The 23599-nt window shown below is 39.9% G+C and carries 22 protein-coding genes and 1 tRNA gene; 10 read left to right on the top strand and 13 right to left on the bottom strand.

All coding sequences use genetic code 11. The annotated features are described in order from the left end of the window. Positions 1 to 69: 69 nt before the first annotated feature. Positions 70 to 471: a YidB family protein gene (locus tag LEP1GSC202_RS00750; protein ID WP_015675872.1), complete on the bottom strand. Its 402-nt coding sequence runs from the start codon at positions 469 to 471 to the stop codon at positions 70 to 72. A 257-nt stretch (positions 472 to 728) separates the two neighbouring features. On the opposite strand from LEP1GSC202_RS00750, the gene LEP1GSC202_RS00745 reads away from it, so the two are divergent. Then, on the top strand, positions 729 to 1082 hold the full coding sequence (locus tag LEP1GSC202_RS00745) for a hypothetical protein (protein ID WP_156825320.1): 354 nt from the start codon (positions 729 to 731) through the stop codon (positions 1080 to 1082). Here the strand turns inward: LEP1GSC202_RS00745 and LEP1GSC202_RS00740 are convergent. From LEP1GSC202_RS00740 to LEP1GSC202_RS00705, 6 genes are all read right to left on the bottom strand, one after another. Then, positions 1071 to 1586 carry a VOC family protein gene (locus LEP1GSC202_RS00740; RefSeq protein ID WP_015675750.1) on the bottom strand — a complete coding sequence of 172 codons (516 nt, stop codon included), beginning with the start codon at positions 1584 to 1586 and terminating at the stop codon, positions 1071 to 1073. The two genes, LEP1GSC202_RS00745 and LEP1GSC202_RS00740, sit on opposite strands and share 12 nt — an antisense overlap. Before the next feature lie 69 nt (positions 1587 to 1655). Beyond that, a complete protein-coding gene (locus LEP1GSC202_RS00735) occupies positions 1656 to 2477 on the bottom strand; it encodes an AraC family transcriptional regulator (RefSeq protein WP_015675881.1) in 822 nt (273 codons plus the stop codon). A gap of 163 nt (positions 2478 to 2640) precedes the next feature. Next, positions 2641 to 3303: a hypothetical protein gene (locus tag LEP1GSC202_RS00730; RefSeq protein WP_244147600.1), complete on the bottom strand. Its 663-nt coding sequence runs from the start codon at positions 3301 to 3303 to the stop codon at positions 2641 to 2643. A gap of 344 nt (positions 3304 to 3647) precedes the next feature. Further along, entirely contained in the window at positions 3648 to 5363 is a 1716-nt protein-coding gene (locus LEP1GSC202_RS00720) for a S41 family peptidase (protein ID WP_015675982.1), read from the bottom strand. Between the two features lie 342 nt (positions 5364 to 5705). Further along, the gene (locus tag LEP1GSC202_RS20100) at positions 5706 to 5942 is read right to left on the bottom strand and encodes a hypothetical protein (RefSeq protein ID WP_039927776.1); all 237 of its coding nucleotides are present in this window, start codon (positions 5940 to 5942) and stop codon (positions 5706 to 5708) included. Positions 5943 to 6636: 694 nt separating this feature from the next. Further along, positions 6637 to 6718, bottom strand: a tRNA-Leu gene (locus LEP1GSC202_RS00705). 118 nt (positions 6719 to 6836) lie between these two features. Here LEP1GSC202_RS00705 and LEP1GSC202_RS00700 point away from each other — a divergent pair. Genes LEP1GSC202_RS00700 through LEP1GSC202_RS00690 form a run of 3 tightly spaced genes read left to right on the top strand, consistent with a single transcriptional unit; the run spans position 6837 to position 8953 of the window. Beyond that, entirely contained in the window at positions 6837 to 7259 is a 423-nt protein-coding gene (locus LEP1GSC202_RS00700; protein WP_015676026.1) for a cyclic nucleotide-binding domain-containing protein, read from the top strand. Next, positions 7256 to 7801 (top strand): Crp/Fnr family transcriptional regulator, encoded by a 546-nt coding sequence (locus LEP1GSC202_RS00695; RefSeq protein ID WP_015676003.1) that lies wholly within the window; start codon positions 7256 to 7258, stop codon positions 7799 to 7801. Before LEP1GSC202_RS00700 ends, LEP1GSC202_RS00695 begins: the two co-directional genes overlap by 4 nt. A 57-nt stretch (positions 7802 to 7858) precedes the next feature. Next, on the top strand, positions 7859 to 8953 hold the full coding sequence (locus tag LEP1GSC202_RS00690) for a PilZ domain-containing protein (RefSeq protein ID WP_015676024.1): 1095 nt from the start codon (positions 7859 to 7861) through the stop codon (positions 8951 to 8953). A 9-nt stretch (positions 8954 to 8962) separates the two neighbouring features. On the opposite strand, the gene LEP1GSC202_RS00685 is transcribed toward LEP1GSC202_RS00690, so the two are convergent. Together LEP1GSC202_RS00685 and LEP1GSC202_RS00680 are read right to left on the bottom strand one after the other, a co-directional pair. Beyond that, positions 8963 to 9652 (bottom strand): IspD/TarI family cytidylyltransferase, encoded by a 690-nt coding sequence (locus tag LEP1GSC202_RS00685; protein ID WP_015675726.1) that lies wholly within the window; start codon positions 9650 to 9652, stop codon positions 8963 to 8965. Next, positions 9649 to 10917 (bottom strand): diaminopimelate decarboxylase, encoded by a 1269-nt coding sequence (locus tag LEP1GSC202_RS00680; protein ID WP_015675919.1) that lies wholly within the window; start codon positions 10915 to 10917, stop codon positions 9649 to 9651. The genes LEP1GSC202_RS00685 and LEP1GSC202_RS00680 overlap by 4 nt, the downstream gene beginning before the upstream one ends. A 57-nt stretch (positions 10918 to 10974) precedes the next feature. Here LEP1GSC202_RS00680 and LEP1GSC202_RS00675 point away from each other — a divergent pair, with 57 nt between their 5' ends. From LEP1GSC202_RS00675 to LEP1GSC202_RS00655, 5 genes are all read left to right on the top strand, one after another. Next, positions 10975 to 12045: a zinc dependent phospholipase C family protein gene (locus tag LEP1GSC202_RS00675; protein ID WP_015675886.1), complete on the top strand. Its 1071-nt coding sequence runs from the start codon at positions 10975 to 10977 to the stop codon at positions 12043 to 12045. A 24-nt stretch (positions 12046 to 12069) separates the two neighbouring features. Further along, positions 12070 to 14622 carry a penicillin-binding protein 1A gene (locus LEP1GSC202_RS00670; protein ID WP_015675794.1) on the top strand — a complete coding sequence of 851 codons (2553 nt, stop codon included), beginning with the start codon at positions 12070 to 12072 and terminating at the stop codon, positions 14620 to 14622. Positions 14623 to 14681: 59 nt separating this feature from the next. Next, positions 14682 to 15086, top strand: a complete 405-nt coding sequence (locus LEP1GSC202_RS00665; RefSeq protein ID WP_012388418.1) for a bactofilin family protein — start codon at positions 14682 to 14684, stop codon at positions 15084 to 15086. A 19-nt stretch (positions 15087 to 15105) separates the two neighbouring features. After that, a complete protein-coding gene (locus LEP1GSC202_RS00660; protein WP_039927775.1) occupies positions 15106 to 16230 on the top strand; it encodes a M23 family metallopeptidase in 1125 nt (374 codons plus the stop codon). Between the two features lie 140 nt (positions 16231 to 16370). Next, the gene (locus LEP1GSC202_RS00655; RefSeq protein ID WP_039927854.1) at positions 16371 to 17438 is read left to right on the top strand and encodes an alpha/beta hydrolase; all 1068 of its coding nucleotides are present in this window, start codon (positions 16371 to 16373) and stop codon (positions 17436 to 17438) included. Between the two features lie 20 nt (positions 17439 to 17458). On the opposite strand, the gene LEP1GSC202_RS00650 is transcribed toward LEP1GSC202_RS00655, so the two are convergent. Continuing rightward, on the bottom strand, positions 17459 to 19210 hold the full coding sequence (locus tag LEP1GSC202_RS00650; protein ID WP_015675820.1) for a transglutaminase-like domain-containing protein: 1752 nt from the start codon (positions 19208 to 19210) through the stop codon (positions 17459 to 17461). 49 nt (positions 19211 to 19259) lie between these two features. On the opposite strand from LEP1GSC202_RS00650, the gene LEP1GSC202_RS00645 reads away from it, so the two are divergent. Continuing rightward, a complete protein-coding gene (locus tag LEP1GSC202_RS00645) occupies positions 19260 to 20051 on the top strand; it encodes a helix-turn-helix transcriptional regulator (RefSeq protein ID WP_015675757.1) in 792 nt (263 codons plus the stop codon). Between the two features lie 30 nt (positions 20052 to 20081). Here the strand turns inward: LEP1GSC202_RS00645 and LEP1GSC202_RS00640 are convergent, their stop codons facing one another. The 3 genes from LEP1GSC202_RS00640 to LEP1GSC202_RS00630 all read right to left on the bottom strand — a co-directional run bounded on the left by LEP1GSC202_RS00640 (position 20082) and on the right by LEP1GSC202_RS00630 (position 23503). Then, the gene (locus LEP1GSC202_RS00640) at positions 20082 to 20624 is read right to left on the bottom strand and encodes an Mpo1 family 2-hydroxy fatty acid dioxygenase (RefSeq protein ID WP_015675983.1); all 543 of its coding nucleotides are present in this window, start codon (positions 20622 to 20624) and stop codon (positions 20082 to 20084) included. An 83-nt stretch (positions 20625 to 20707) separates the two neighbouring features. Further along, positions 20708 to 22429 (bottom strand): 4-alpha-glucanotransferase, encoded by a 1722-nt coding sequence (locus LEP1GSC202_RS00635; protein ID WP_015675769.1) that lies wholly within the window; start codon positions 22427 to 22429, stop codon positions 20708 to 20710. Positions 22430 to 22438: 9 nt separating this feature from the next. Then, positions 22439 to 23503 (bottom strand): class I fructose-bisphosphate aldolase, encoded by a 1065-nt coding sequence (locus LEP1GSC202_RS00630; RefSeq protein ID WP_015675814.1) that lies wholly within the window; start codon positions 23501 to 23503, stop codon positions 22439 to 22441. Between the last annotated feature and the right edge of the window lie 96 nt (positions 23504 to 23599).

The following is a 23599-nucleotide window of genomic DNA, read 5'->3' as shown; positions in this document are numbered from 1 at the left end:
ACAAATTAACAGAAAACTGCCAGAAAATACCACCTAATTTTACATAGGTGGTGCTTTCATCTCGAAATTCTATTTTGTAAACAATGAAGCTAGGGAAGAAAGTTGGGATGTAATGTCTCCACCTGGTTCTTTTCCATCTGGTGAAAGTTTATCAATGACAATAGGCAATAAATTTCCGACGAGACCTGCCGTAGCATTTGTATCAAGACCAACTTTACTGGCAAGTTCCTTTACCGAGTCATTTCCTAATACTTTTAATACATCATCTGCACCGATGTTTACATTTTCCCCAGTGCCCACCCAAGAAGAAGCGGCTTCGGCAAAACCTTTTTCCTTAAATTTTGCAACAATTCCTGAAACCCCACCATTTTCTTCGATGATCTTTTGGATCCCGGAAACCACTTGTGGATTGTTTTGGACTAGCTCTACTGCCTGAGCTGCGACGGCCTTTAAACTTTCAAAAAAACTCATGGCAGTTATTTTGCCTGGAGTGAAAGGAAAAGGAAAGGTATTTTTTGCTTTTTTTCTTTAAATTTTAATTTCAAAAAAGCAATATTTCATTGCCTTTCTCATCTCCAAATCAAAACACCAACTCATTGTTAGTTGCAAAAATCAAGAAGAATCATCTACTGGGAAACTATTTAATTCATTTTTCATTGACTCTCATGATATTGTCATGATTTGCTCATTGTTGGACCAATCCCCTCACTCACCTTCCTCTCGAATGTATGATGCAATTGAATAACTTTCTTTGTCCCGAAGGTAACTTACTCAATCAATATTCACCAGGCATTTATTTACTCCTTTTACAAGATTCATGGGTTACCAAATCCAATGTAACAAACCATTCCATTATGGAAACTGGTTTTGTAGTTGGAACAGATCCATCTGATATGAGTTATGTGAACTTTGGATTTGATTCTGATTTACCTTTTCAAGTTCCCGTTATCAACGGCAGTTGGCGCGCCCCTCTACAGGCAAAAGCTGTAATCCTCGTACGGAAAGGAACCAACTTGGTTCCTATTTCAGTTTTGGAGACATTCAATGGAGAGGATTTCAATCAATCCATTTTACTTCGATGAATGAAGCCCAATGCGATTTCCTTCTGGATCAACAAACAAAGCAAAATATCCCATATCAGGGCTAATTTCTGTTTTTTCTAATACAACCTTCCCACCATTTTTCTCCACCAAACTAAGGATTGGTTGTAAATCCTCACCTGCACTGAAGTAAATTAAAACGCCCTCTCGGTTTGGTTTGTATCCCGTACCTTTTGTCAAAACGATGCTTACTGATTTACCATCGGATGGAAACACTCCAAGTTCGGTTTCCCCCATTCGCATTCGCTCTATTTTTACTTGGAAGGTTTTCTCATAAAACAAAATCGATTTTTCGACTTGCGTCATCGGAATCTCAACGATCGATATGGTTGGGTTCATGGGGTTGCCCTCTCCTACTGAATTCAATGTTAGGTTAGTCAATTTCTCCTCTTCTTTATCTTTGCAGACTACGACCAAAGACAAAACAAGTAATGGAATGATATAAAAAATTCGTTTTAAACGAATTTGACTAAGAAACCTTTTCATAAATCACTCCTTTCATTGGTAACAATCATAAATCATTTTGACCTACTTGCATTGTAAAAATTCGACAAATCACTTTTTTTGATAAAATAAAGTTGATAACTGAAATCGTTTGTCCTGCCAAAATTGTTTTGGATTCAGTCCGGTAAGACTACGGAAATCTTTGATGAAATGAGATTGGTCATAATAATTAGAATCGTATGCAATTTGTGTAAGTGAGTTAGGCTCATCCTCCAACATCAATTTTAATGCCGTTTGCAAGCGAATCACTTTTCCCAAAGTTTTGGGAGAAACACCAACTCGTTTTAAAAACTTACGTTCCAAGTCTCGGATTTTCGCAGGATCGTGATCCAAAAAAGATACAATTGAAGTGGAACCACGTGTTTCTGTCAAACTCTCTATCACCAAATGAACCACTCGTTCCAAATTGGACTTTTGCTTTAAAACTGAAAACAAAAAGGATTCGATACATTGAATCCTATCTTCAGTTGATTTGGAGTTTTTTAGGTCCTTCAAAATGTTTGCCACTTTCTCTTCACCAAATAAAATTCTCAAATCGGTTTCCCGATCAGACAATTCGAACATTGGTACATTGTGTATCATGGAAAATCCATATGGATAAAATCGTACAGCGATAGTATTTACATAACCTTCCGGTTCAATTGTATATGGTTTTGTAATTTGCCCAATGACCATTGCATCTGGTTGCATTACAAATTCAGTTTCACTCACATATCGTTTGATTCCATCTCCTAACAAAAATGCCATCTCCATACAACCATCGGGCACAATTTGTTGTTTTTCCTTGCTTTCTGATGATTCCACTTCCAATGTCCAATAACACTGAATCATAGAACTCAAATCTTGATGAGGTGGATAGGTTTGGTATTTCATCGTTTAAGGTAATTCACGGACGATCACATGATCTCTGTAATCCGAATTTGCATTTTCTGGAAATCGGATTTCTTTTTCACCGCGGATCACTCCCTCACCTCCAAAAAAAAGATGCTTATCTTAAAACATAAAAATAGGTCCAAACAAATAGACTTGAACTGATTCAATTGATCTCCTCTTCTTTAAATTTCACAAATTTTTCTCTCATCTCGTATACATAAAATAAATGCTGATTTCGAGGTGTGGTGACAGTAAATCGATTGAGACCTTGATTTTCTATTGTTTGATCAAAACTTAAAAGAGTCCTTACACAAAAAAGTTGGTCAAAGCCAGTTGTAATCAGAATCTTTTCATTTGGATAGGTTAATCTTTCGTAAAAAGGAAATCGTTTCCGAAATAGTTTGCCTTTTTTGCTATATGAATAGGGATAAAGGAATACTAATGTATCGACGGAATCCCTTCCATTCAATTGAAACTGATACTGACTCAAATCACTCTCAATATTGATCTGTTTCGTTTTGTCATAACAATATTCAAATAAGATGTGCAAATGTGAGTCATGATTGTTTTTGGAATGAAACATCTCCTGGGGTTGGAAAACAGTGTTGTTAGGATCCTCCAATACTTTCGGCAATTCTGATTTGTCGATATAAAATGCTGTATGGGAATAAGCCCATAATCCATAAAAGGACGCTTCTTCCATTCTAACATCTGTTTGTTTGGTGAGCCTGGTTTCGGATGTGATCCCTGGGGAAACCAATGTCAAATAGTAAGGTGAGGTACAGGTAAATATACTAAGTCCCAAAACCAATGGAAACCATCGCATTCCAACACCATTTAGAAACCTTGGAAATTGACTCACATCATCCCACACGAATAAACGACTCCACTCCACTGGTTGTTACTGTTGTAGTGCCTGATAGATCGCATAATTTCCTATTGGAATCACCTTACAAAAGAATGTCGAAACATTTTTATGAACTAAGGTATCAATTTTTATTGATCAAGAAATGGGGCGCCTCGAATTCGTTAGATGATGTTGATAGAATTGATATACGAACGCGCTTTTCGCTCCAATCTTTCCTTTCGGAAAGGATTTCCGCTACAATCGCTGGCGCGGGGTGGGATTTGTTCCCTTGGTTACGAAAAAAAATAAACTTCAATTCCTTTTCATTTGATTTCTCCATTCGATTTCCCAGAGGTATGAGTTTGTAAATACCCATTGAATGCATCTACTGCGTGAAACAAAAAAACATCAGGACGAATAGGATCATTTTTTCTTCTTTCAATTTCCACATTCGCTTTACCATTCTCTTTCACCCAACTTTGAATTTCGCCAATCGGAAATTGAGAATTCTTGTTTTCTGCTTCCTCCACGAAAGGAAAATGATTGAGATCATAATTTTCTTTCTTAAAAAAAAGATTACCTCCGTCAAATTCAGAGGTGAATTGGATGTCTGGAATGATTCCTTTTTCTTGAAAGGACTTTTTAGAAGGTAAAAAGTAGAGTGAATCCAGAATTTCCATTCCATAATTTTCATTATTTGAAAAGTGAAATGTTGAAACCAAAGCAGCATTTCCAGAAGTTCTTTCTCCAATTACAATGGCTCGTTTGTGAAATTGTAAACTACCTGCAATCACCTCACCGCCAGAAGATGTATAACGATCCACTAAAATGGCAACTGGCAATTCTATAGGTTCATTCGCTTTCGCATATCTTTCGGTAACCTCTCCTTTTCCATTCTGAATACTGAACAATAAACCCTTTTTCATAAATAAATTTATCGTTTCCGCAATCGAATCCATTGTACCACCACGAAGATAACGGAAATCTAAAAGTAAACCTTTTAGTTTTTTATTTTGATCCTTCGCTAGTTTGCTAAGCCGTACATACTCAGAATTTATTTCTTTTGCAACCGAGATATTTTGATCATCCCATCTAAATACTCGAATCAAAGCAAGATCGGGATCAAAACGAATGAATTCACCTTTTACTGTATCAAACGAAAGGATTTCTCGTTTTACAAGTATCGGTATGCTTTTACGATTCCGTCCCCTTTTGATCTCAAATTGAACTATTGATCCAGGTTTCCCTTTTTGATGTCGTATTACTTCCTCGAATTCCATATCACGAACATCAATATCGTTGATCTTTACTATAATATCACCACTTAATAATCCAGCCTTCATTGCCGGACTTGCTTCCAGAGGATTCTCTACGATCACTTCCTGATTTGGACCTAACCTTAAAATCATTCCGACACCTGCAATTTGATGTTCATTTACTTCAATTTGGACTTCGAACTTCCTCTTTTTATATATTTTAGAATTACCGTCTAATGAATACATAAAACCCATAGCTGCCGTAAAATGCAAATCTGACATTGTAATTTCTTTACTTTGCTGCAAGATATACCAATCTAAATTCTCTTCAATGAATGACAAAACACGTTTATAATCTTCTAAATTGAATTTACCATTCCAAAGAGCATCCATCACTTCCCTTCTTTTCTTCGAATACCAATTCTTTATTTCCAAATATTGATTCCGATCGGTCGTATTCTGTAAATTTTTGTCAAATAATACGATCACGAAAGGATCATTTGGTAAAAGCTTGTAGACTTTCTTAATTTTCAAAAATTCTATTTGATGGCTATCAAAATATGTTTCTGGCATAAGAAACAATTTATTGTCTAAAAATTGACATGCAAAAAAAGCTGAATAAACGTAACCGTTGGATTCATTAAATTGATTACGATATAAGTAGGATTGTTTTACATTGTTTACCAATTCCAAATAATCGGAAAATGAGAAAAGATCCTTTTTTACATTAAAAATATTTGTTTCAGAATCCAATGACAAGGATAAACAAATGAAAAGAATCATTATCCGTAGAGGTTTCCACTTCATTAGCCATATGTTTTGTCAGTTTTCTAGATCGTCGATCAAATACAAAAACTGGATGAACAAGTTCAAACTTTTTTATTTCTACGGCCGAACAAGAAATTGAACGAAACCCTTTTTTATGCATTCCTAATTTGAAACCCAGAGAGTTATTTTATGATTGCGAAGACTCTCAGACAAATAAGAATCTTTCTTTCTCTTAGGCCTTCCAAAACAGTCAATTTTACTTTTTTCGTTACTCGTCACTTTGTCCGTTTGACGACTTCGTTACGGTTGGTGTATGGCGATTGGGTTTTAACTGGAAAAAATCAATGTTCCAATGGTTCAGAGAGGTGTTGGCATTTTTTTAAGAAAGAATGGTAAACTAGACTTACTTTGATTTCTCGAGATCATCCAAGCTAAATTGTCAATTGACCCTGCTGTCGGACTTGCCTCTTTCGCTGCAAACACTTCCTGTGTTTGCCCGCTCGAGGCACGGCGTCGATCGACATTTGCTTTCCAGGCATGTTTGTCCGAAAGGATTATTCCCTTGGCGTTTTGTTTTATTGGAATTATTTCCAAGGATTTTATATTTAACTAGGATTAGTTTATTGGCTTACGATAGGACTCTTTTGTGAAATCAGTTCTGCTTCGGGACTTGTCTCTTTCGCTGCAAACACTTCGTGTGTTTGCTACGCTTCGAGGCACGGCGTCGCTCGACGTTTGCCTTCCTGGCATGTTTGTCCGAAAGGATTATTCCCTTGGCGTTTTGTTTTATTGGAATTATTTCCAAGGATTTTATATTTAACTAGGATTAGTTTATTGGCTTACGATAGGACTCTTTTGTGAAATCAGTTCTGCTTCGGGACTTGACCTCTTTCGCTGCAAACACTTCCTGTGTTTGCCCGCTTCGAGGCACGGCGTCGCTCGACGTTTGCCTTCCTGGCAAACTTGCAGAAACTATGACTCCCTATGGGGTCACTTTGATTGATTTTTTATTAAATAATTATTAACTAGAGTTAGTTTTATTTCTCGTGATCAACCAAGCTCTATTGACAAACGGTTCTGCTTCGGGACTTGACCTCTCCGCTGCAAACACTTCGTGTGTTTGCTACGCTTCGAGGCACGGTTCCCTTCGTCGCATGCCATCCAGGCATGCTCGTCCGAATTGATTGCTCCCTATGGGTCGCAACCATTTCGGCTCAGGGAACTGTTCAAGCCCCTCCGGGTTTGGTGCTCCATTTGAATGTTTGGGATGAGTAAGAAAGTTTTGTTTTGCGGGCGGAGGGACTTGAACCCCCACGCCTCACGGCGCCAGAACCTAAATCTGGTGCGTCTGCCAATTTCGCCACGCCCGCATTGTGGTTGTATAAGCAGGTTTTTGTACTAGGGAATTCTGTCTAGTGAGATTTTATGATTCACTTGCCATTGTTTTGGAATTTTATATGAATGTCAGATACCAATAGGATAAGTCCGATGAACATACTGGAATTCATGCAAAACATCTCCACACAAGTGTACCTTAGGGGAGATGTGATTTTTAAAGAAGGTGATTCTCATGATGGAAGTATGTACTGTATCATGAGTGGAATGTTTGCTGTCACCAAACGGATGCCAGACGGTACTCAAGAAGTGATCAAAGGGTTAGGACCTGGAGAATTTTTTGGTGAACTTTCCCTCATCACAAGAAGGCCACGTGCCATGACCATCAGTGTTGTGTCTGCCAATGCTCGAGTTGGTATTTTAAGGCATGACCAATTTGAAAAATTAGCTCGTATCAATACCCATTTTTTATTCCAACTCACCAAAAGTACGGTGGAAAAACTCCATAGAGCAGAAGCAAGGTTAGCCGAACTCGACAAAATGATCGAAGAAATCCAGAAGGAAGAAACCAAATGAATGTAGAACACCTTAAAAAATACATTACGGAAGTTCGCATCGACCATTTTGCCCAAGGGACCAAGGTATTCTCCGAAGGAGAAGAGTGTAATGGGAAAATGTACTTTGTTTTTTCAGGAAACTTACAAGTCTTCAAACGAAAAGCTACGGGGGAAGACCAATATGTAAGGGATATCAAACCAGGCGAATTTTTTGGAGAAATGGCATTAGTTTTCCCTTCTCCGAGGGCAGCCACCGTCATTGCCAATTCAGAAGATACAAAAGTGGGGATCATCACCAAAGATATTTTTTTAGGAATGGGGAAAGAAAGCCCTGGCTTTTTATCTGCAATTTTGCATAGCATCATAAACCGCCTAACAGCCGTAGAAGATCAAATTTCGGAAAAACAAAAACTATTGCATATTCTAATCAATGAGATCCACGAAAAATCAGGTGACTCATCCAACACAGAATCTGTCACAAAGAGTGAGGAGAACACACAAGGTACAGGCAACCAAGAATCAGATCCGGAATCAGAAAAAGAACCGAGTTCCCAGGTTTAACTTTAGAACTTTCAAAAATAAGTTGACTAAAGGCCAAAAAAGCAGTTTGATTTTCGGGTGACTTTTCGGTTCTTCAACTACCCTATTCCAGTCTTACTCGTAACACTTGGTTTTTTAGCCGTACCATTTGTTGTCTTCTTTGCCATTGCTTCTCTTTATGATTTGGATTTCAACCATGTTGGGATGATCCTCACTCGGATCCAACCATGGCAGTATGTTTTTTCCTTCCTCAGTGCCATCATTGCCTATAGCCTAATCACCAAAAGGAAGTTTGGTTATTATCTCTTTTTATGTTTCACATTTCTCATCCTCACCTATAATATCTGGATGGTGTTTTCAGTATCCCTCGGCAAAAAATTTTTCCTCGCAGGGATTCGGATCAAAACCACAGACATCGTTTGGAATATGGCGATCACAACGGTTTTACTTGGAATTGCATTTTACTTTTTAAGACGAGAGATTGCAGCTCCCTACTTGAGTCCTACACGCAGAGGTTGGCGTACAAAATACAGGGAAACACACCCCATTCCCTTCCATTGGACCAATGCCGATGGGGAACGAGAAGGAGATGGTCTCACCATCAATATATCGAAGAATGGAGTCTTACTCCCACTCACCAAACACCATTTTTTAAAACCTGGTGACCCTATCAATTTGCTCCTAAAATTAGAAAAAGAGAACAGGGAACCTGTAGCCATATCCGTGCAAGGAAAAGTGGTTCGCATTGACAAGGAACCCGATGGAACAGAAATTGCGGGAGTCCAGTTATTATTCCTCCTCGCACAAAAAGAAGAAAAACAAATTTACGAATCCTTTTTGCACCGAGTGTTTGCTCCTAGGTATCCTGTATCCAATCCAGTTCAGTTTTTAAAGTCGGACAACAAAACAAATGTTGGTACCCTTCTGAATGTATCTTTGGAAGGTCTTTACATCGAATCAGAAACAGTACTTAGTTCTGGTGAGTATTGTCGGGTGAAAATCCAAACTCGATCTGGTGAAATTTCCGTAGCAGGTGTGGTTAGGTGGTCAAATCCACAAGGCAAATATGGAAAACCAATCGGATTTGGAATCCAAATTGATTCCATCGAAAACAAAAACCTATTCCGTGTTTGGATTTGGAAACAAAGGTTTAAACTATTCCACGGTAGATAAAATAGAAATTTAGCCTGCAGTGTAAACTGATTCGGCAAGGACAATATCCCCTGGACTTGTCACCTTGATATTTTGGAAATCAGTTTCCACTATCCCTACTTGGCGTTCCCCCATCCACGTGCAGAGGTCTGTAGGATGGAGTTTTGGACTTTCTGGAAGAGGTTCTAATAAAAGTTCACCTAACATAAATCCTGCTACTGCCTGTGGGGTTTTCACTGCATACACTTCTTCACGACGCAATGGTTCTTTTGTATAGTTTTGGTGTTGTTTCACACGCACAAGACTTTCTGTCACAGGAGAAACAATGGTTGCAGCTCCAAAGATTTTCGTTTGTTCGACAAGTTGGTAGAGTTCGTTTTGTTTGAAATTGGGTCTTGCCACATCATGGATGAAAAAAATATCTTTTTCATCATACGAAACGGCTCCAATTCCCTTCAACGCGGAAAGGTGGCGTGTCTCCCCTCCTTCCACAATGCGATCGTTGGGATCCAATAAATCGGCTAATTCTTTTTCAGTATCCAAAATCCAATCGGGATGAGACACCACAACAATGGATTTTAAAAGTCCAAACCTTTGGAATCGTTTGACGGAATGCCGAAGGAGAGACTCTCCACGTAACTTTAAAAATTGTTTGGGAACCTCAAGTCCCATCCTACTCCCCGTTCCACCGGCAAGTAGGACTGCATATAGATTGTTCATTCCACCACTAAAATTTCATTGCGGAAGATTTCTAACACAGGTTCTTTTTTACGGATGAGTTTTGGGGTTCCATCTTTACGGAGTAATACCTCTGCTGTTTCTGGAAAACTATTGTAGTTCTTTGTGGACATACTAGAACAATACGCTCCGACAGCTTCCATCACCACATGGTCTCCGATTTCTGCTTCTCCCATAAGCCTTGTGATGGGTTCTCCCCCTTCTTTTTGGGTGAATACATCCCCAGACTCACAACAATGTCCGACAACCACATATTCTTTGTTAGATGAAGGTGATCCACCATCTTTTTTCACAGTGACAAGGGGATGGCGTGCACCGTAAAGAGAAGGTCTTGTATTCGAATCCATCCCTGTATCTAATTTCAAAAATTGGAATCCATTTTTACCTGTGTCTACTTTATCATCTACTGTGGTGAGAAGAGCCCCACACAATGCGATGAGGTAAGTACCAGGTTCGATCTCTAAAATCAATTTTCTTCCGTGTTTTTCAGCAAATTCTTCAAATTGGATTTTGACTGGTGCACCAATCGTTTGTAAGTTGGTCGATTTTTCATCTTCCATACGACCCACTTTATAACCACCACCAAGGCTCACAACCGTGACCGTTGGGAAACTTTCTGCATACTCCAGAGTGTATTTTGCAACAGCCTTCCACACTTCAGGGTCACTGCCCGAGCCAATGTGTGTGTGGACTTTTTCCACAACGAGGTTGTATTTGTTTACAATTGCTTTCACTTCATCCAGTTTTTCATGCCAAATCCCAAAAGAAGATGTCACACCACCTACGTCGGTTTTTTTCGTATGGCCTGAGCCAAGGCCTGGGTTAAACCGAATGGATACCGATTTTCCAGGGAATGATTGTCCAAAGAGTTCCAATTGCCTGAGAGAACAGGCATTGAACTTCACACCCTTTCCAATGAGTTCTACAAATGCCTTTGGAAACTCTTGTGAAGTGAGCATAATGGATTCGGGAGAAAATCCAAAATGTAAGGCCCGAACCACTTCGTGTTCCGACGAAGCATCGATGAGGATGCCCTTTCTTTTCATGATTTGTAAGATATTGGAATTGGGATTTGCTTTCATGGCATAACGGACTTGTAACCCAAATGCATTGGGAAATGCCAAAGTCTCGTCACATTTTTGTTCAATTTCTTTCTCAGAATAGACAAAGAGAGGGGTTCCGAATTCTTTTGCCAAAGTTCGCACTTGGTCTTCTTTCAAAAACTTTAGTTTTTCGATTGATGTCATAGGATTTAAGATAAACCTTTCAATAGGTTCCAATCCATAAAGTCAAAAAAGTAGAAAATGGCAGGAAAGATTACACATATTGAAGCACTCTCCCAAGTGAAAAAACACTTGGAACACGGCAATGCCACCCAAAGGAAAATTGCTAACTTACTTTCAAGGCCTGATGTTGCCTCCTATGCCAACTTAGGCGCTGTTGCTCCTGATATCTTTTATTTTTACCATGTACTGCAACCCAAACGAACCAAAAAGGCTGCCTTTTTTGGAGACCTTGCCCACCACCATAAAGTGGCGGAACTCATCTTAAGTTTTCTCGACCAAGTGTATGATACGGAAATGGGTCTTTACCGTGACCGTTTCCTTGCCTTTACACTGGGTTATATTTGCCACTGCGTTGTGGATATCCAAACCCACCCCTATATCTTTTATATCTCGGGTGACTATTACAACGACGACAAAAAGATATCTTACCAAGCCCAAGTGAACCATATGAAGGTGGAGTTTGGATTGGATACCCTTCTCATCAACCACCGCTGGGGCATGAGTGCCAGAGAATACGATTTCCCACAATACATCGACATTCGGCATAGAACCGTAGGCATTAAAAACAAAATGGACCCTGTGTTATGGAATTTTTGGCTGCAGTCATTGAAGGAAACCTTTTCCAAAGAATTTCATTCCAACTACATTGGTTCCGAGAAAAAAATCATCCCAGGGGATATCTTAAATGAATCCTATCTTGGGTTTTACCGCTTCACTTCAACTTTGGATTCAAGGAGTGCATTCATGCGTGGACTTGTGAGTGTTGTTGATACACTCACCTTCCACCGTTACAATGCGAGTGTGCTCATGTTACCGACACTTGAAGCCATCAATCCCAAAATCATGAACGATGAAAAAAGAGAATGGTTTTACCCAGCAGACCCAAATCGTAAATTTAACGATTCCTTCATCGAACTCCTAAACCAAGCAAGCCAAGCTTGCAAAGAAATTTTAACGAGAGCTTACGAATATAGTTTTTCACCAGAGAGCCGATCCAAGATTCTGGATTCACTTGGTGGGTATAATTTGGACACGGGCCTTCGTTACCACGGCATCGACCACATGAAGGAATTTTCCCCACTTGTTTAGTGGGAAATTGAAAAAGGGAAATGTATGAAACAAGAACCCGTTGGGCTCTTTGAAAAGTATTTTATCATTTGGTTTCGCATTGTTACAGAACGAATCTGGACAGGAGATAAAAAATTCCGAAACACCATCGTCGCCATTCTTTTGTTTGGGATTTTGAATGTTTTTTTACTCACAGGATCGGTTAAAGATTTTTTTCGATTGGGGGAAGCGGCTGTTTACGATATCCCTTCCACATTGTACGGATTAAACGACAAAGGAGAATATGAACCCATCGCCGAATATTATAAATTTTCTCGAATCCCTGTAAAATTAGAACAACTAAAACCAGAAGATACCAATTATTCCACGGACAACCGTCACAAAGTCATCCAATGTTTTTTATCCACTGAGGATAATTCATTTTATTCACATAATGGAATTGATCTCAAAGGGATTGCACGTGCCTTTGTTGTGAACCTGATGGCTGGCCGTGTGAAAGAAGGTGCATCCACCATCACACAACAGGTAGCAAGGTTAAAGTTTTTATCCATCGAACGTTCCATCGCAAGGAAAGCAAGAGAGGCATGGCTTGCCATTTTACTCGAACTTGTCTATCCAAAAGACAAAATCTTAGAAGTGTATTTGAATGAAATCCCACTTGGGCACGGAACGATTGGAGTTGGTGCTGCTTCTCGATTTTACTTTCGTAAAGAAGTCCAAGATCTTTCTTGGGGTGAGGCGGCAATCCTTGCAAGCCTTACCACAAGGCCCACTCAATTTAGCCCGATTGTCAATCCAGTATCGAGTATGAATAAGGTACGAGTTGTCTTCCGTAAACTTGTGGAAAATGGAAGGATGACAGTTGCCGATGCGGAAAAGGAATATGCGGCCCTAGAAGAGTATTATACGAACCTCAATCGATCTCCAAATGATTCCGCATTTTCTGACAGGCTCAACCGATTTCCCTATGTGACTGAATACATTCGTAAAAATCTAATTCGTTCCATTGGTTCCAGTCGTTTGTACAATGGGGGATTAAAAATCTATTCCACCATCCAAATCCGCCACCAAGAAGAAGCAGAAAAAGCCCTTCTCCCCGCCTTACAAAGGCAAACGATAGAGTCCAACCAACGTGCGTTTCGTAACATTGATGCCTTTGACGATTTGTATGGCAGTGGTTATTCCCTCATTGCCGATTTGTACGACTTACCAGAATTTAAATTTAAAATTTCAAAAATCGAACGAACCTTTTCTTCTGCTTACCAAGAAGACATCCGTGATGAGTTTTATGTGTTAAACTTACTCACAGGAGACGACTTTCTCGGCGACACACTTGATAAAAATTATTCGACACAAAATACAAAAGACCACCTTCTCCCCGTCGAAGGTTCCCTCATCGCCATTCGCCCAGAAACGGGGTACATCACAGCCCTTGTAGGTGGATCAGGGTTTCGCTCCGACAACCAACAAATCCGTCCCTTCCAAGCCTTCCGCCAACCTGGTTCTGCCTTTAAACCCATCTTGTATGCAGCAGCGATGGACCATTCTGGAAAAAACCCAGATCCGGAAAAAAACGTAACGCCTGCTACATTATTTGCCGATTCACCACTCCAATACCTGATGGAAGATGGAGATGAGTGGGCTCCTGAAAACTATAGCAGCGAATACTCTGGATTTATCTTATTACGAAAGGCTCTCGAACAATCCAAAAACTCAGTGGCGGTACGTGTTCTCGAACAAGTGGGACTTTCCAATTTGATGGAGAGCCTACGTGGGTTGTTACAATTGCAAGGAAGAGACATACCGTATAATTTTAGTGTTTCGCTTGGTTCTTTTGAACTCACTCCATATGAGCTCACGCGAGCCTATGCGGCCCTCGCCTCTGGGGGAAAAACAGTAAACCCCATCTCCGTTCTGTATGTGGAAGACAATGCAGGTAAGGTCATCAAAGACTTTCGTAAAGATTACGAAGATGTAGAACGTAAACAGATCATTTCAAAAGAAGCAGCCTTTCTCATCACATCGATGATGAAGGACGTGGTGGAAGAAGGAACAGGACGAGGTGTACTTTCCTATGGTTTGAATCGCAAGGCCTATGGCAAAACAGGGACCACCAATAATTTTCGTGACGCTTGGTTTGTGGGTTATACCCCTGAACTTGTCACCTCGGTTTGGTTTGGTTATGATGTTGGGACCATTTCCCTCGGTCGAGGGATGACTGGTGGGAAACTTTCTGCTCCCGTTTGGGGCCGGTTTATGGCTCGTGCCCTCGAAAAAGAACCAGCAAAAGAATTCCCATGGCTTTCTGATGTGAAAATCACCAAACGAACGGTATGTCGCATGTCAGGCAAACTCCCCAGTGGCCAGTGCCATGACCTTTTGGAAGAATACTTCATCCCACAAACCGTGCCAAAAGACGTATGTAATGACCATGGTTCGGCTTGGAATGTGGTAGAATCTAAACCACAAAGCCCAGTCACCCAAAAACCCGTAGAAACGAAAAAACAAGACACAAAAGTCGAGAAAAAACCCACTGAATCCAAACCTCCGAAACGAAAAAAGTCGGTCTTTAGCGGAGATGAGGAAATTGATTACTAAAAAGGCTTGTCAGATAGACCGAAAATTTTGATTCTCACAGAAGGGGAAAAGGAGCAGGAATGGCAATAGGTAAGGATTCCATCAACAGCGTTATCGGACCAGGGTCGATATTTGAAGGTAAATTTTATATCGCAGGTTCACTTAGAATCGATGGAAAATTCGAAGGTGATATCAAAACAGAAGACGCACTCGTCATCGGCGAGACCGGTAAGGTCAAAACCAATATCAGTGCAAGAGAAGTCATTGTCTCCGGAACCCTCATTGGCAACATCAAAGCCGAAAACGAAGTGAAGTTAGAAGGAACAGGGCGTATGTTAGGTGACATCACTGCTCCTTATTTAGAACTTCAAAAAGGTGTAGTAGCAAAAGGAAATATCACAATCACTGGCGGTCAGAAAAAAGACGTTCGTAAGATTGTAGAAGAATCCTTTGGCGGAATCAAATCTTTAGATTCAAAGGACTAACCTAAATTCCATTTAACACATGCTACTTCGTTCACCTGAAAAGTCTACGATCGGCAAGCATGTGTTACGTTGGGGGAACATTAACGTCATCCAAGTTTCCCCAGGTAAGTATTTTTATAACCTCCAATCACAATCAAGTGTTTTGCATGGGACTATCGATCTCAATCGCAAACGGTATCGGATTTTACCACTCCTAACCTTTTCGTTTTTCATCGCATTTTTACTTTCTGTCATCGTCGACAAACAAACCTACGAAGAAAGTTTGATGGAAAAAGAATTCCTGAGTATGTCCACTGAGGTGGAAGAAAACGATACGAAGGATAAAGAAGCAAAACTTGCTGATGCCAAATACTTACAAGAAACCGAAGACAAAAAAATGGCAATCCTTCGTTCCGCAGAACTCGACAAACTTGCCGAAAATAAAAACAAAAAACTAAAAGTCACCCAATACAAGGTGAAAAAAAACGAAACCTTATCTGACATTGCCCGTCGATTTAAGGTATCCGTTGAATCCATTGCTGGGAGTTCCGGGATCAATCCAGAAGTATCTCTTATTTCAGGCCAAATCCTAAACATTCCCAACAAACAAGGGTTAATGTATAAACTCAAAAAAGGAGAAACCCTCGCCAAGGTTGCCGATTATTATAAAGTTAAAATTGATGACATCTACGCAGAAAACCAATTAGAAGATTATGATTTATTTAAATCCGGCCAAAAGGTGTTTTTACCTGGAGCTGTGATCCCCGAAACTGGCCCCATTTGGAGGATACCAGTAACTTCCAAAGTCATCACGTCAGGATGGGGAACTCGTTCTTACCCCCAATACAAATTCCATATGGCACTCGATCTACGCGCCAATTACGAATCTGTCTATGCGGCAAGGAAAGGAAAGGTCACTTTCTCCGGTTGGATGGGAGGGTATGGCAATGCGATCATATTGTCGCATGATGACAATTACCAAACCCTTTATGCTCACAACTCAAAACTCTATGTCAAAGAAGGTGATTATGTGAGTGCCGGAAAAATCATCTCTCGATCGGGCTGTACAGGCTACTGTTTTGGACCACACTTACACTTTGAAGTCATTAAAGATGGTAAAAACATCAATCCCACCAAACTCATCAAAGGATTTTCTTACAAATGAAGTACAAACCATTCCAAATCAAAACCATCTCAGAAACAACGGACTGCCCTTCTACTTCACAACTTGGTAACCATCCTACTAAACATTCCCATTCTGTATTTTCCTATACTGCGGTGAAATCAGTTTCAAAACGGTTCTTTTTGGTTTCAATTCTCTTTTTTGTTAGTTTGGTCACAGCCTGCGTTCCAACTAAAATCGGAGAACAAATCAATAAACGAATCACTGATCCTTTTGATGAAACCAAAAACTTAAACGTACATTTTGTGACAACAAGAAGGGAGATGGGTGCAAAAGATCGTTGTGAAGGGAATAGTTTTGGTTTTATCACCGATATCAACCCTCACTACGGAATTTGTATCGTGAATGTTCCCGCAAAACATGTCATTGGTGACATCTCTTTAGACAATAACCAAGACAAACATACATTCTTCCAATTCAAGGGTCGTGTGAATACAGATGAAAAAGAATTTTTATCCAAAATCAAATCTTCTGGAAGTGAAGAGGTTTTGGTATTTGTACATGGTTTCAATGTGAATTTTGATGAAGCTGTGTTACGGGCAGGCCAAATCAAATACGATCTTAAATTTCCTGGTGAAGTGGTTGTGTATTCTTGGCCAGCAGGGGCAGATGCAGGTTTACTTGGGCAAGTGATGGTAAAGTCTACTTATGATTTGAATTTTACAGAAGCAAAAATCAATCGTGAACCTTTCGCCAATTTCCTAAAAGAGATCACTACCACAGGGAAAAAAATCCAACTTGTTGTACATAGTATGGGACACCAAGTGGTTTTACCTTCCATCGCTTCCCTTGCAAAATCAGGAAAATCAAAATTCATTTCGGAACTCATTTTAAACGCACCTGACTTTGACAAAAATGAATTTGAATTATTGCTAAGTGACCTCACAAAATCTTCGGAACGCATCACTTTATATTGTTCACCGGGTGACAATGCTCTCATCGCTTCCCAAAAAGTAAACGGGGCACCTCGGGCGGGAATGTGTTTTAAGTATTCTGGTGTGGATGTGATCAATGTAAACGAAGTGGATGATCCAGTACTTGGAGTTGGAGGCCTTGGTCATGGGTACTATTCATCAAGGCCAATCCTCACAGACATTTACCAAGTGTTACTCGGAGTATCTGTCGATAAACGCCTTTTCATTCGTAAGTCTGGTCCTAAAAATGGCGAAAACTTTGTCTTACGTAAGTAAGATAACAAAGGAGATGGTTTTTATGGCACAACCATCTCTTCACCAGAGAGAATAAACCGATTGTTTTTAAGAACCGGAAGGTCATTTTCCTCGTCTTCTTCCGTTTCGCCTTTTTCCTTTTTCAAGATGGTGAGTTTCATCTTAACCTTTTTTCCGTAGGAAAGTTGCTCCTTTGTGAGTTGGACCAAACGGTCTCCACCAGAAATCTTTGGATGTACGGGAGTTGGTAAAACGGAAAAAACCAAATGCCTCGCATGGGTCACACCCGGTTTTGATTTTGGTGGGGCAAGTGGCTCCATAGGAATCCATCCAAAACCATTCACCCATACCTCAACGTATTTATGGTTAAAGTTCATCTCACTCGAAGATTCTGTGGGGAGGTAGTTCCATACAAGTCGAGCTGGGATGCCAATACCACGTAACAAAGACATGGTGACATAGGAATGTTCCGTACATCCTCCATTATTTTTTTCAATGACTTTCGGTGCCGATTCAAATTTACCTGACTTGTAAGGAATGGAAGAAACATACTTTGCCGTTTCAAAAAGGATTTCACGCAGTGATGTTTTTCCTTGGAATAACTCCTCTCGTTTTCCAACCACAATTGGGTCTTCAAGTTTCACAAACCAATCATCACGGAGTTCATTTGGAAATTTGGATTCCGCTTCCTCCCGGTTCACAATAAGGTTCGGATCAAGTTGCCAATGGATTTTATACCGAGTGAGTTTTCCGGAATAAATGGGAATACTTTTTGATTCCCCTTCTTTCATACTTGGTATCGTGACTGTTAAGGTTCGATTCCCTGTTTCATCCAAACTAAATACACTTGGTGAATAAATTGTTTCTTCCCGTAACTCTTGTGCATAGGTATCTTTTTTTGGAAGGATGACATGATAAATAGTTTCAGGAAGATCACTTGAAGCTGTCAGTTCCAATTGGTATTGGAGTGTATTTTCGATTGGTGAAAAACGTACCGCTTTGCCATCAGAACGTTTGGAGAGACCACTCATTGGAAAAAAATGATCATCAAACAAAAGCCATTCCCCATAAATTTTCGTAAGCGGGTCAAAGACCAAAAATCGATTTGGACTGATTTGAGTCATTTTGAAGAGAGCTCTATGGTTTGTCGGGAACTTCCACTCTTTTGTTGTCCTTTTGTCTAAAACTGAAAACAATTGGATGGTATTACCAGAAAAAGAAGAGATAAGCAGGATTTCCTTTTCCGAAAGTTTTACAATCCTTTGAACCGATTTCATAGGTAGGGGAATTTTTGGTTTTTCCTCCATACTTTCTAAATCAAAAACTTCTAGATCCTCTTTGTCCAAACGAAGCAAAAGTCCATCTGAACAAACAATGTCTTTCCAACTGGAAGATTTGGTTTGGAGGTCCCACTCTTTTTTGATTTCCCAAGTTTGTGGATTCACTTCGTATAACTTACGTTTGGTTTGAACCAAAAAATTTCCCTTACATTCTGTCCAACCTAGGACCTTTCCTTTGTCCCAAGGTTTGATTTGGAACTTGGTCGTTTCCAAATTGTACGCGTAGATTGAGGATTGTTTGTCTTTGTTTTTGGTTTGGAAATACAAATGATTTTGAAAGTATATAAAGGATTCAAAAAGTTCCACCGATTCTGATTCGGGTAAGGAAAAATCGATAGGAGTAGAATATGTGGGAGAGACTGGGATCCAATCTGAAAGCAATTCCCCTTTTTCTTTGGCCGAAGCGGAACCTCCCACCACAAGTAAAAAGAAACCCAAAATCCATTGTTTCATTTGATAATCCTTGCCTTTTTCAAAACCTTCGGTAAGATTTTTTTAGTATATGGATGGCAAAAGAAAAGGAAGTCTTTTTTATTTTGGAGAACGAATCTTACTGGGAACCCAAGGTCTCGTCACGGAACCACACTCACACTATGCAGTTTCGATTTTAGTGTCAAAGCAATCACCCTTCCAATTGGTCACAAAGGAAAAGGAAACCATTGAAACGGAAGGGATCATCATCCCTCCCAATTTTTTCCACCGATTGGAAGCAAGCCATACGGAAATCGTTGTGATCCAATTGGATCCTAAATCAGAAGAATATAAAAAAATTGAAATGAAGGATCGTTATTCCTTACTCGACAAACCTTCAATCCAAACCATACAGAGCCTGGCAGAACCTCTGTTCACAAACACACTCAATTGCCAAACTGCAAGGAAAGTGTACGAAGAAATTTTAGAAGTGCTTGGATCAACAAAATCAAATAAGGAGTGGGACCAAAGGATAAACGTTGCCGTTAAAAAAATTAAAGAAACTCTACCAAATCCAATAAGCCTCGCTGTACTATCCAAAGAAACAGGTATTTCAAAAGATCGTTTTATGCATCTATTCAAAGAGAATATGGGAATCCCACTCCGTCAGTATTTGTTATGGCAAAGGTTACACATTGCTGCCAGGTTACTGCAAAATGGGGAAAACCTAACAACCGCCTCTCATGCAGCTGGATTTAGTGACCAAGCTCATCTCTCTCGTACTTTTAAAAAAATGTTTGGAGTGAAACCCTCCTTATTTTTAGGAGGATCCCATTTAACGAATGTTTGTTTTTGTGAAACAAATCCATACATGGAATTGTAAGTGGATAAAGAAAAAGGATTCTAAGATCCTTTATGCGGTTTTCTGAACGCTAAAGTCTTTCCAAACTCCTTTTTGTTTTAACTCATCGTCAACTGCTTTTTTTAGATCCAAACGGAAACCCAATTCAAAAAATACATCGGCCACGACAAAGAGTGGGGCTGATACCAGTGCTTGGAACAAATTGTCAAAAAGCGCAGGCCTACTTTTTTCAAACACAAAGTGCCCATAAAACTGGGAACCCCAACCGATCACTTGCCCAAGACCAAAGATGGTCCATGCTGTTTGGGATGGAAGTTGTGCTGTGATCCACTCTGCCGTCAAAAAAAGACCACCAAACAATAATGTTGCGACGAAAGCAAACACAACGTCTAAGGTAAAATAGTAACTTAGGACAGCGATAGTAAATACAAGGGATGCAGAAATATTCCATCCATTCCATTCATACAATGAAAAACGACTGAGTACAACAAACAAAGTAAAGGTAATGGTTGGCACACCAATTACATGAATCCAAACATTTCGTTTTTCTTGGTGGTAGGCAGAATAAAATGCCATCTCTTTTGCAAATCTCAAGTGGGAACCTCCAGAGTAGACCTCTACTTTACCAAAGATTGGAAACTTACACTTGAACGAATCTGTCAAAATCTAAAAAAATTCTAATTTCTGCCGGATGAATGGACAAGTTTTCGAAGCGTAAAATTCCTTTGGAAGTCCGAAGCAAATTCCTCAATGAGGATGGGAAACCGGTAAGTCCAGTTGGAATGGTCAGGGGTTCCAGGGTAATTGATGCGGTGTTTCTCTGGATTTTGTAACACATCAGGAACTCCGAGGGCCAAATCCTGGAAAAGTTGGATACAAAAAATACTTTTGGTTTGGAATACAAATTCCAAAAGGCCTTCTAAGATTTGGTTTTCTGTTTCTGGTCTAGGTTTTCCCACTCGATCAAAGAAAAACTGAAGTTTGGATTCCATCTCTCCTTCGTTTTTCCACCAATCCATCACCAAACTTGTGTCATGTGTGGACAAAACAGAAATCGCATTTTCACGGTAGTTGTCTTCCTCAATGTATTCGCCTGTGATAAAGGACTTTGTCCATCGCACCACATCAATTCCGATCATTTGCCTTTCAAACAAAGAATCGCGAATGAAACTGGGCACTGAACCCAAATCTTCTGCGCAAGGCACCATCGAAGAAAACGATTCAAAAATTTCTAAAATCGTTTCTCCAGCTTCCTTCCAATGTTTTTCTTCCTCTCTGATGTGGAGTTGCGAGAGTGGGAATAAATTTGATTTTGTTTCTTCCGGTAAGGATTGGTAACTTTCCTCTTTCCAAAAATCCCAATAGAAGATATAGTGATTGGGTTTGAATTCATGAATGAGACCTTTCTCCTCCATGGACTTCGGATCAATTCCTACTTTTAAAAACTCACTGGTTTCAATTCCAAATTGAGGGTGGAACCAACCTTTGAGTGCCGTTTGGTCTTCACGAGGAATTGCCCAAATCCGGTACATGCCAATTACATGGTCAATGCGATAAAGATGGAAAAAATGTTCTAAATAGGTGAGACGGTCTTTCCACCAATTGTAATGATTCTTTTGTAAAACTTCCCAGTTGAGAACAGGGAATCCCCATGTTTGCCCTGTTTGGGAAAAATGGTCAGGAGGTGCTCCTGCTTGTAAATCCAAATAAAAATACTCAGGGTGTTCCCAAACATCACAGGAGTTACGAGCCGTGAGGATTGGCATATCTCCTTTTAAAAAAATTCCTTTATCCTCTAAATGAACCTTCACTGCAGCTAATTGGTCGTAGGCGATCTTTTGCAAATACACCCAAAACATAGCTTCTTCTCGTTTTTCTGTAAAAATAAAATCTTTTGCTGTTTGTGGATTTTGGAACTCTTTTGGCCATTCCCACCAATTTTTCCCTTCGTAAGTTTCATACAAGACTCGGAAAGTAACATAGGAATAACACCAAGTTTGTCTTTCTAAGAAGTCTAAGGCCTCTTTTATGGCTTCTTTTTGATGTGAATCATAATAATCACGGATACATTTAATTTTCTCATTCCGGATCCGATTTGGATGGTTGTGTAAGGATCGAATTTCTTTTTTTCGAGACTTGATTGGAAGGCCTAATTTGTATAAGGAGATATATAGAGGATCAATGGCAAATGCAGAGATGGCACTATAAGGTGAGTAACCGTATCCCGTATCGTTTAATGGTAATAATTGGATGATACTGAAGCCAATGTCTCTTGCCCAGTCGCATAAAGGGTATAAACTATAAATGTCACCACATTCAAAGGAATGCCTGGAAACAATAGAGGGCAGAGATACAAGTACCCCTGCCCTTCTTTGTTTGACACGAATCAAAGATCCCAATGCTTCCGATTAAGCCACTGTGATTTCTTTTGATAAGTATACGTCTTGGATGGCATGGAGTAAGGACACTCCGTCCTTCATTGGTTTTTGGAAGGCTTTTCTTCCTGAAATAAGACCCATTCCACCAGCTCGTTTGTTGATCACAGCTGTTTTCAATGCATCTTGTAAATCGTTTTCACCAGAAGCTCCACCAGAATTGATAAGACCTGCTCTTCCCATATAACAATTTGCTACTTGGTAACGAGTGAGGTCAATTGGGTGGTCAGAAGTTAGATCAGAGTAAATACGTTTGTCAGTTTTTCCATAAGACGACTCTTGGTTTAAAACATTGTACCCACCATTGTTTTCAGGTAACTTTTGTTTGATGATGTCCGCTTGGATGGTCACACCTAAATGGTTTGCTTGTCCTGTTAAGTCAGCAGAAACATGGTAGTCTTTGTCTTTTTTGAACGCATTGTTTCTGATGTAACACCAAAGGATGGTTGCCATACCAAGTTCATGTGCCATTTGGAACACTTTTGAAATTTCAACAATCTCACGGCCTGCATCTGCAGAACCAAAGTATATCGTTGCCCCAATTGCCACACAACCTTGGTCATATGCTTGTTTCACTGTTGCAAAGAGAATTTGTTCACTTTTGTTCGGGTATGTAAGAAGTTCGTTGTGGTTGATCTTTAAAATGAATGGGATTTTGTGAGCATACTTACGCGCAACAGAACCAAGCACACCGAGAGTGGTTGCCACACCATTACACCCACCTTCCATTGCAAGTTTGATGATGTTTTCGCCATCAAAGTAAATTGGGTTTTTCGCAAACGAAGCTCCGGCGGAGTGTTCGATTCCTTGGTCTACTGGAAGAATGGATACATACCCAGTTCCGCCGAGTCGGCCGTGGCCAAGTAAAGTTTGAATGCTTCTGAGAACAGGGATGGACCTGTCTGTGGGTGCAAAAATTCTGTCTACCCAGTCGCTACCAGGTACGTGAATGAGTTCTTTTGCTATTTTAGGTGATTTGAATCCAAGGAGGGATTCCGCGTCGTTTCCAAGATGTTTCGAGATTTCGTCGAAGTTCAAAGTTGTTCTCCTTAAAAATAAATTCTCGGGTTCCCCCAAGGTGACAACATCTTTTTTTGCTCGTCGTCCTTCCCCTTACCCTTATCTTGTTTTGAG

This window comes from Leptospira yanagawae serovar Saopaulo str. Sao Paulo = ATCC 700523 (assembly GCF_000332475.2).
Lineage (GTDB): Bacteria > Spirochaetota > Leptospiria > Leptospirales > Leptospiraceae > Leptospira_A > Leptospira_A yanagawae.
The sequence above is the reverse complement of the archived record's forward strand: the minus strand, read 5'-3'. Positions and strand labels throughout refer to the sequence as shown.

What these genes read in the sequence shown, in the direction of transcription:
- LEP1GSC202_RS00750 (WP_015675872.1), bottom strand. Translation starts at nt 471, where the DNA reads ATGAGTTTTTTTGAAAGTTTAAAGGCCGTCGCAGCTCAGGCAGTAGAG.
- LEP1GSC202_RS00745 (WP_156825320.1), top strand. Translation starts at nt 729, where the DNA reads ATGATGCAATTGAATAACTTTCTTTGTCCCGAAGGTAACTTACTCAAT.
- LEP1GSC202_RS00740 (WP_015675750.1), bottom strand. Translation starts at nt 1,586, where the DNA reads ATGAAAAGGTTTCTTAGTCAAATTCGTTTAAAACGAATTTTTTATATC.
- LEP1GSC202_RS00735 (WP_015675881.1), bottom strand. Translation starts at nt 2,477, where the DNA reads ATGAAATACCAAACCTATCCACCTCATCAAGATTTGAGTTCTATGATT.
- LEP1GSC202_RS00730 (WP_244147600.1), bottom strand. Translation starts at nt 3,303, where the DNA reads ATGCGATGGTTTCCATTGGTTTTGGGACTTAGTATATTTACCTGTACC.
- LEP1GSC202_RS00720 (WP_015675982.1), bottom strand. Translation starts at nt 5,363, where the DNA reads ATGATTCTTTTCATTTGTTTATCCTTGTCATTGGATTCTGAAACAAAT.
- LEP1GSC202_RS00700 (WP_015676026.1), top strand. Translation starts at nt 6,837, where the DNA reads ATGAACATACTGGAATTCATGCAAAACATCTCCACACAAGTGTACCTT.
- LEP1GSC202_RS00695 (WP_015676003.1), top strand. Translation starts at nt 7,256, where the DNA reads ATGAATGTAGAACACCTTAAAAAATACATTACGGAAGTTCGCATCGAC.
- LEP1GSC202_RS00685 (WP_015675726.1), bottom strand. Translation starts at nt 9,652, where the DNA reads ATGAACAATCTATATGCAGTCCTACTTGCCGGTGGAACGGGGAGTAGG.
- LEP1GSC202_RS00680 (WP_015675919.1), bottom strand. Translation starts at nt 10,917, where the DNA reads ATGACATCAATCGAAAAACTAAAGTTTTTGAAAGAAGACCAAGTGCGA.
- LEP1GSC202_RS00675 (WP_015675886.1), top strand. Translation starts at nt 10,975, where the DNA reads ATGGCAGGAAAGATTACACATATTGAAGCACTCTCCCAAGTGAAAAAA.
- LEP1GSC202_RS00670 (WP_015675794.1), top strand. Translation starts at nt 12,070, where the DNA reads ATGAAACAAGAACCCGTTGGGCTCTTTGAAAAGTATTTTATCATTTGG.
- LEP1GSC202_RS00665 (WP_012388418.1), top strand. Translation starts at nt 14,682, where the DNA reads ATGGCAATAGGTAAGGATTCCATCAACAGCGTTATCGGACCAGGGTCG.
- LEP1GSC202_RS00660 (WP_039927775.1), top strand. Translation starts at nt 15,106, where the DNA reads ATGCTACTTCGTTCACCTGAAAAGTCTACGATCGGCAAGCATGTGTTA.
- LEP1GSC202_RS00650 (WP_015675820.1), bottom strand. Translation starts at nt 19,210, where the DNA reads ATGAAACAATGGATTTTGGGTTTCTTTTTACTTGTGGTGGGAGGTTCC.
- LEP1GSC202_RS00645 (WP_015675757.1), top strand. Translation starts at nt 19,260, where the DNA reads ATGGATGGCAAAAGAAAAGGAAGTCTTTTTTATTTTGGAGAACGAATC.